Annotated in this window: 6 protein-coding genes and 1 pseudogene; 2 read left to right on the top strand and 5 right to left on the bottom strand. The window is 66.2% G+C overall.

All coding sequences use genetic code 11. The features are described from left to right. Positions 1–277 (bottom strand): annotated as a pseudogene (locus tag ACREE8_RS08910) (ribonuclease E activity regulator RraA); the annotation flags it as partial. A gap of 165 nt (positions 278–442) precedes the next feature. Here ACREE8_RS08910 and argE point away from each other — a divergent pair. Continuing rightward, a complete protein-coding gene (gene argE, locus ACREE8_RS08905; RefSeq protein WP_431572635.1) occupies positions 443–1,615 on the top strand; it encodes an acetylornithine deacetylase in 1,173 nt (390 codons plus the stop codon). A gap of 13 nt (positions 1,616–1,628) precedes the next feature. Here the strand turns inward: argE and hpnR are convergent, their stop codons facing one another. The 4 genes from hpnR to ACREE8_RS08885 form a co-directional block, all read right to left on the bottom strand. After that, a complete protein-coding gene (gene hpnR / locus ACREE8_RS08900) occupies positions 1,629–3,125 on the bottom strand; it encodes a hopanoid C-3 methylase HpnR (RefSeq protein WP_431572634.1) in 1,497 nt (498 codons plus the stop codon). Between the two features lie 184 nt (positions 3,126–3,309). Further along, entirely contained in the window at positions 3,310–4,329 is a 1,020-nt protein-coding gene (locus tag ACREE8_RS08895) for an AAA family ATPase (RefSeq protein WP_431572633.1), read from the bottom strand. Between the two features lie 181 nt (positions 4,330–4,510). Then, positions 4,511–4,690 carry a hypothetical protein gene (locus ACREE8_RS08890; protein WP_431572632.1) on the bottom strand — a complete coding sequence of 60 codons (180 nt, stop codon included), beginning with the start codon at positions 4,688–4,690 and terminating at the stop codon, positions 4,511–4,513. A gap of 222 nt (positions 4,691–4,912) precedes the next feature. Further along, on the bottom strand, positions 4,913–5,833 hold the full coding sequence (locus ACREE8_RS08885) for a LysR family transcriptional regulator (RefSeq protein WP_431572631.1): 921 nt from the start codon (positions 5,831–5,833) through the stop codon (positions 4,913–4,915). Positions 5,834–5,915: 82 nt separating this feature from the next. On the opposite strand from ACREE8_RS08885, the gene ACREE8_RS08880 reads away from it, so the two are divergent. Beyond that, positions 5,916–7,412 (top strand): 4-hydroxyphenylacetate 3-hydroxylase N-terminal domain-containing protein, encoded by a 1,497-nt coding sequence (locus ACREE8_RS08880; protein ID WP_431572630.1) that lies wholly within the window; start codon positions 5,916–5,918, stop codon positions 7,410–7,412. Positions 7,413–7,432: the final 20 nt, after the last annotated feature.

Genomic DNA, 7,432 nt, shown 5'->3' with positions numbered 1-7,432 from the left:
GAATCACGGCGCCGATCCAGCCATTGGCAGCGGCCGCGGCGGCGATGCGGTCGCCCATCGAGGCGACGCGCAGCGAGCCGCCGGCATCGACCACCAGCACGCGGCCCTGGCCCGGCGTCGCCGCCAGGCTCATGAGCGTGCGGTGATCCTCATGCGCCTTCACCGTCATGCAGGGGCCCGCGAAGCTCTGCCGGCGGCCGAAGCCGCGGAACTGCGCCTCGCAGACCAGCAACTCGTCGGGATAGGCATCCCACAGATCGGCGAGCGAGATCTCCATGGTCTTGTCCTTTTCCAGTCGGCGCGGGGCGGCAGGATAGCGGCGGCCGATCGGGCACGGAAGCCACGCGATCGCCGGCAAGGCTCCGAGCGGTTTCATTTCACGCTGGCCAAGGCCATGAATCTCTGCTGGCCTAGGCGCCGGATCGAGGGCCCCCGAGGTTTCATGAGCGCGCGCCGCTATTCGCCGATGGAGATGATCGAGACGCTGGTCGGGTTTCCGACGGTCTCCGCGGATTCGAACCTGAACCTGATCGGGTTCGTGCGCGACTATCTGGCGGACCTCGGCGTCGAGAGCCGGCTCACCTATGACGAAAGCAAACGCAAGGCCAATCTGTTCGCGACTGTCGGGCCGGATCACCCGGGCGGTGTCGTGCTTTCGGGCCATACCGACGTGGTGCCGGTCGCGGGCCAGCCCTGGGAGAGCGATCCCTTCACCCTGACGCGGCGCGGCGACAAGATCTATGGCCGCGGCACCAGCGACATGAAGAGCTTCATCGCGGTGGCGCTGGCCCTGGTGCCGGAGTTCCAAAAGGCGGGTTTGCGCCGGCCGATCCATCTGGCGCTTTCCTATGACGAGGAGGTTGGCTGTTTCGGCGTGCCGCATATGCTGCGCGACATTGCCGCCAACCTGCCGCTGCCGGCCATGGCGATCATCGGCGAGCCGACCTCGATGCAGCTCGCCAACCGCCACAAGGGCGATCTGGTGTTCCGCACCCGCTTCACCGGCCGCGACGGCCATTCGAGCGCGCCGCAGCGCGGCCTCAACGCGATTTTCTCGGCGGCCGAGTTCCTGACCTTCCTCTCGCGCCTGGCGGCGGAGCTGCGCGACGAAGGCCCGCAGGATGAGAGCTTCGATCCGCCCTACACCACGGTGAATGTCGGCCAGATCGATGGCGGCACCGCCTTCAACATCGTGGCGCGACGATGCGAGATCATCTGGGAGTTTCGCCCCATTCCCAGCGTGGCGCCCGAGACCGTCATCGCGCGAGTCCAGGGGTTCGTCGATAGCGAGCTGCTGCCGCGGATGCGCCAGGCAGCCGAGGAAGCCGATGTCGAGACGACAACGCTGGTGGCCCTGCCGCCCTTGATGCCGGAACCGGACTCCCCGGCCGAGGCGCTCATCCATGCGCTGACCGGCGTCAATGAAGCGATCGGCGTCGCCTTCGGCACCGAGGCCGGCCATTTCCAGCAGACCGGCATTCCCGCCGTGGTGTTCGGCCCGGGCAGCATCCAGCAGGCGCACAAGCCCAACGAGTTCATCGAGATCGCCCAGGTCGAGGCCTGCGTCGGCTTCATGCGCAAGCTCGCCGCCTGGGCCGCGGCATCAACGCCCTGAGTTCAATCTCGCCCTAAACCTGCGCCTGCCGTTTTGTGTGTTCGCGGCGCGGATGCACATAGAGGTCGGCCGAATCCTTCGCGACCAGCACCGCAGGCGGTGGCGGGCGGATCGCATAGCTGACCGGCTGCTGATGGTCGGCGAACTGCCGCTGGGCGTTATAGACCCGGTCGAACTTCCAGATCGAGCGCGCGAAGTTGGTCTGGCCCTGGAGGGCGAGCTTCAGGATCAGCCCCGCGGTGTCGCGCAGGGCGCGGAAGCCCATATGCTTCTGGGCGATGTTGCGCTGCGTCTCCACCAGCTGCTCGTAGAACTCGAGCAGGGGGAGGCGCGTCGGCAGCACCGCATGCTGGATGTCGAACAGGCGGTAGTCGCGGGTGGCGAGGCGGCGCGCCTCGGTCAGCCACAGCTCGGTGCCGGGATAGGGCGTCGCCACCGTGAAATGCACGACCTCGGGCACGCTCAGCGCCCATTCGCGCACGACGGCGAAGCGCTCCTTGTCCCAGTCCGGGTCGGCGATCAGATTGATGGCGACCTTGATGCCGAGCTTGCGCGCCACCTCGAGCGCCTCGAAATTCACGCCGGGCGAGGAGCGCTTGCGATGCAGCTTCAAGCCCTCCGCGTCGATCGCTTCCAGCCCGAGGAACAGATATTTGAGACCCAGCTTCTTCCAGTAGGTGAAGACCTCCTGGTTTCGGATCAGCACGTCCGCCCGGGTTTCGAGATAATATTGCTTGCGGATGCCGCGCCGCTCGATCTCGCGACCGATGGCGAAGCCATGCTCGGGATGGATGAAGGCGACGTCGTCGACGATGAAGACGTTCGGCTCCTTGATGGCGGCCAGATCCTCGCCCGCCGCCTCGGCGCTCGCCATGCGGTAGCTGCGGCCGTAAAAGGTCCAGGCGCTGCAGAAGGAGCAATCCCAGGGGCAGCCGCGCGTGAACTCGATCGAGGCGCAAGGGTCGAGCATGCCGATGAAATAATTCTTCCGCCGGCGCAGCAGATCGCGCGCCGGGGGGAACTGGTCCAGGCTTTCGAGCAGCACCGGCACGGGGCCGCGGCCCTTCGCCGTCACGGTGCCGGGAACGCGATCGATGCCGCCATCCTCGATCGCGCCGATCAGCATCGGCGTCGCGATCTCGCCCTCGCCGCGCAGCACGCAGTCGATGGCGCCGGCCCCATGCTCGAGCAGCTCGTCGGCGATGAAGGAAGCGCTGTGTCCGCCCACGAACACATAGCAATCCTTGATCTGCTGTTTGGCGCTTTTCGCGAGGTCGACGACCTCCGGCAGATTGGCGAGATAATTGAGGGAGAAGCCGATGGCACGCGGGGCGAAGCTCTTGAGCTCGGCCGCGAAATCCTCATGCCCGAAATTCTGGAGGTCGATCAGCCGCACCTCGTGGCCCGCCGCGCGCACCGCTTGCGCGACACGCTCCATGCCGAGCGGCTCCAGGCGCAGATAGACCTCGCTATACATCAAGGGGCCGGGATGGACGAAAAGCACGCGCATAAAGCCTCCTCTGAACTCGGGAACTTGGGTCGTCGCCTCCTGAATTGTGGAACTACCGCCCTCAACGCGGGCGATCACACCGTCGAGCTTATCCGGTCGCGACCGGTCGGCGCGAGTCCTCATCCTGATGGTCGGGAACCAGCCACCGCCCCAGACGGCACCGCAGTCTAGCAGCTTGTCGAGGTCATCTCTGTGGCAAGGAAGGAGCCAGACGCGGCGAACCGGTCGGGGTCGCCAATTGCGGGAAACGATCGGCGATCGCCGCGACCGCCTGTCGGAAGCGTTCTTCCCAATCGCCGGTCAGCGTCATATGCGGCAGGTTGCGTCCGGTCAGTTCCACCTGGCAGTGCCGGGCGAAGCGGGCCCGCATTTCGGGGTCCGGAAAATAGCGCGTGCCGTCATCGATCCAGGGCACGTCGACATCGCAATTCAGATAGAGATCCGCAGGCTTGGCGATGTGATTCAGCCGCGGATCGCGCTCCCCCAGCAACATGTCCGACCAGACCGCGGTCAGGACGGGATCGGTGTCGAGCAGCAGGATGCGGTTGGCCTGGCGCGCCGCCGCCGCCGTCAGCGCCTCATGGCCGCGCGCGATCAGGACCAGATCTTCCAGGCTGCAACCAGTGCCGAAATGCTCGGTGTGGGTCCGTCCGTATTCCGGCACGAACAGCGTGTCGAAATGCGCGGCCAGCCGGCGCGCCAGCCTCGATTTGCCGGTGCTCTCGGGCCCGAACAGGCAGACCAGCTTCACGAAATGGGGTCGGACGGGCGCGGGGATCCGGTCCCAATGGGCGAAGGGATCGCCCAGCACGTCGCGCCCGGCGGCGGGCACGGCAAGGCGCGGCGGATCGACCGGCACGAAGCGGCCGCCGACCTCCGCCGCCAGGCGATGGCCATAGCTTTCCGAGGCGAAGACGAAATCGATCGGCTCGGGATGGGCGCGCTTCACGATCCCGCGCCAGATCGGCCAGAAATCCGGATGCTCGGCCGGCTCCTGCGGCACGTCGTCGGTCAGATGCACGACGCGCGCCTCGGGAAAGAGCTCTTTCATCCAGGCGAAGCGCAAGGCGCCGGGAATGGGGTCGCGCGCCAGGCTGCAGACGAGGATCGTCAGATCCTCGACATAGTCGCGGGCGAAATCGCAAAGCAGCACATGACCCTGATGCGGCGGGAGGAATTTTCCCAGAAGGAATCCACGGGCCATGGGCGCTCCGGCGACGGTGACGAGGCCGGCCACTTTAGCCGCAGCGCGGCCGTCTCGTCGCGGCTCCCATAGCCCGTTCTTGGTAATCAATCGGTATGGGCTATCCCTGTGAGAAGGGCGGCCGGATTCTCAGAGTCTCGGACGTCGGCTTCGGGCCAGGCGATTGGCAGCCGCAATATCGCTACGATTGACGCTTCTCAGCCTCGATCAGCCGGCGCGCCTTGTCGCGCAGCTCGGCCAGGGTGTCGCCCGGCGCATGGCCCTCGACCTGATCGAAATCGAGCTCGAGCACGATGGCGCGCAAGAGGCGCATGGCCTCGCTGTCCGGGTTCGTTGCCTTGGCCTGCTTCATCGCTTTCATCCGCGATCCCCATCACTCTGAGTTTCCGTTCGGGGGGCGGCGATGGACGGGATCCCTGGCCCCTCGAGCGGCGGTGCCGCGAAGCGGGGACTCCCATCCCGTCCTTCGCGCATCGATACCGGCTGGGTTCGAGCGATAGTCGCGGAAGATGGCGAGAAGGTGGCAAAACGCCCGCATGGTGGCTTTGTCACGCTGACGGTTTTGTCATGTTGACCGACATCGTCAGGCAGCGCGGCGCTCGCGGCGGAAGAACTCGCGGGTGAAATCCAGGAAAGCCTGCGCCACCGGCCGCAGCTTGTGGTCGGCCAGATGGACGGCGGCGATCGGCGCGGCAGGGAGCGCGTCGGTCAGCTTGACCGCCCGCGTCTGCTTGCCGTCATAGGTGGCGAGTGTCTTGGAGGGATGATTCAGCACGGTATAACCCAGCCCGTTCGCCACCAGGCTGCGCACCGCCTCGACCGACTGGGTGCGATAGCGCACCTGCGGGGACAGGCCGAGCGCGCCGAAGACCGAGGCGAAGTAGTCCCGGCTGACCGGCATGTCGAGCAGCACGCAAGGTTCGTCCTTCAGTTCCTTGAGCGAGATCGCGCGCCGCCGCGCGAGACGGTGGTCGGCCGGCAGCAACGCATAGGCCGGCAGCTCCATCATGCGCTCGACCGCAAAGCGCCGCGGCAGTTGGATGTCGTAAGTGAGGGTCAGCTCGATCCAGCCCTCCATCATGCCGCGTTGCAGGAAGATCTGATCGCCCTCATGGAACACCACCTCGATCTCGGGATATCTCGCGGTGAAACCGCTGATGATCGAGGGCAGGTAGCGCGCCAGGATATAGGCGAGGCAGCCGATCGAGAGCGTGCCGCGCAGCTCGCTGCCGACCCCGGCGAGCGTGGTGGCGAAGTCGTTGACCTGGCTCAGCAGCTTGCGGACTTCGCGGAGAACTTCCGTTCCGGCCGGCGTCAGCGCCACGCCGCGCGCATGCTGGCGCACGAAGAGATCGACGCCCAGCGCCGTCTCGAGCTGGCGGATGGCGAGCGAGACCGCGGGCTGCGAGACATGGAGGCCGCGCGCCGCGGCCGTGACATTGCCGGCATCGGCCACCGCCACGAAATAGCGCAGCACCCGCAAGGGAAGGTCGATCAGGTTCATCAATGCAGATCATAAATAAATTATATTTTCCTATCTAGCGGTTCCTTGCGAGCCTCGGGACCTGCCGGAGAGGAGGCCCGCCATGCCGGACACCGAGCGCAACGAGCGCGATTACGTCGTCAGCAAATCGATTGCACGCCGCGCGACCGATCCCAACCTTCGCACCGGCTCGGAGTTCCGCGAGAGCCTGCGCGACGGCCGCCATGTGATCGTCAATGGCCGTGACGTGTCCGACGTGACGAAGGAGCCGACGCTCGGCCGCGGCATCGACCAGCTCGCCCGCTATTTCGACGCGCAGCATGACCCGGCGACGCGCGACCTGCTCACCACCGTCGAACCCGACACCGGCGAGCGCATCTCGACCGCCTGGCTGGTGCCGCGCTCGATCGAGGATCTCTGGCGTTACGACGCCATGATCAAATGCAGCACCTCCTTGAGCTTCGGCGTGTTCGGCCGCCCGCCCGACTACGGCCCGGTCAAGGCCATCTCCTTCGTCGCCTGGAACCATCTGGTGCGCAAGCTGGAGCCCGAGGCGCTCGACAAGATCATGAATTTCCTGCGGGTGGGACAGCGCAACAACCTCACCAGCGCCGACGTCATCATCGATGTCCAGACCGACCGCAAGACGCCGGTGGCGCAGCGCGCCGCCCGCCTGCGCGTGGTCGAGGAACGGAAAGACGGCATTGTGATCTCGGGTGCCAAGGCCGGCAATTCGGTGCTGGCCCAGGGCAATATCGGCACCATCTCGATGCCGCCGCCCACCCCCGGCATGCCCGAGGAATGCATGATCTGGGCGGTCGTGCCGGCCAATGCCCCCGGCATGAAGCTGCTGCTGCGCGAGGCCAATACGAACGGCGCAGAGGCCTCCGAGGATCACCCGATCGACGCCAATGGCGAGGAAAGCGACGGTCTCCTGATTTTCGACCGCGTCTTCGTCCCCTGGGACTATGTGTTCAGCTACAAGAACAAGACCACGGCCGACATCTACAACATCCTCGGCCAGTTCGCCTTCTGGAAGATCGCGACTCGGCTCTCCTATCGCGCCGAGATCTTCGCCGGGGTGGCGCAGATGATCGTCGATGCGCTGGGCACCGACCAGATCCCGGCCGTCCGCGCGCTGGTCTCCGAGGTGATCCATTATGCCGCCACGCTCCGGGGCATGATGACGGCCGCTGTCGAGCGGGCGAAACCGACCGAGAGCGGCGTCATGCTCCCGGACCATGTGTTCGTGACGGCGGGCCGGCTCCACAGCATCGAGGCCTATCCGCGCATCATGCAGATCCTGCGCGAGCTGTCGGGCCAGGGCCTGATCGGGCGCCTGCCGCAGGCGACCTGGGATCGGCCCGATATCGGGCCGCTGCTCGACGAATATCTGCCGGGCCACAAGCTCAATGCCCGCGACAAGAACCGCCTCTTCAACCTGGTCTGGGACATGTCCTGCAGCCCGAGCGCCATGCGGCTCGCCCTCTTCGAGAACATCAACGCGACGCCGGCGCCGGCTTTACGCGAGGAGCTCTATCGGGTCTATGATCGGGAGCCTGCCATGGCGGCCATCCGCAAGCGGGCCGGGATTGCCTGAGGAATGGGCGCGTCGCCCGA

The organism is Hypericibacter sp. (assembly GCF_050729195.1).
GTDB lineage: Bacteria > Pseudomonadota > Alphaproteobacteria > Dongiales > Dongiaceae > Hypericibacter.
This window is presented reverse-complemented; position numbering and strand designations above follow the sequence as displayed.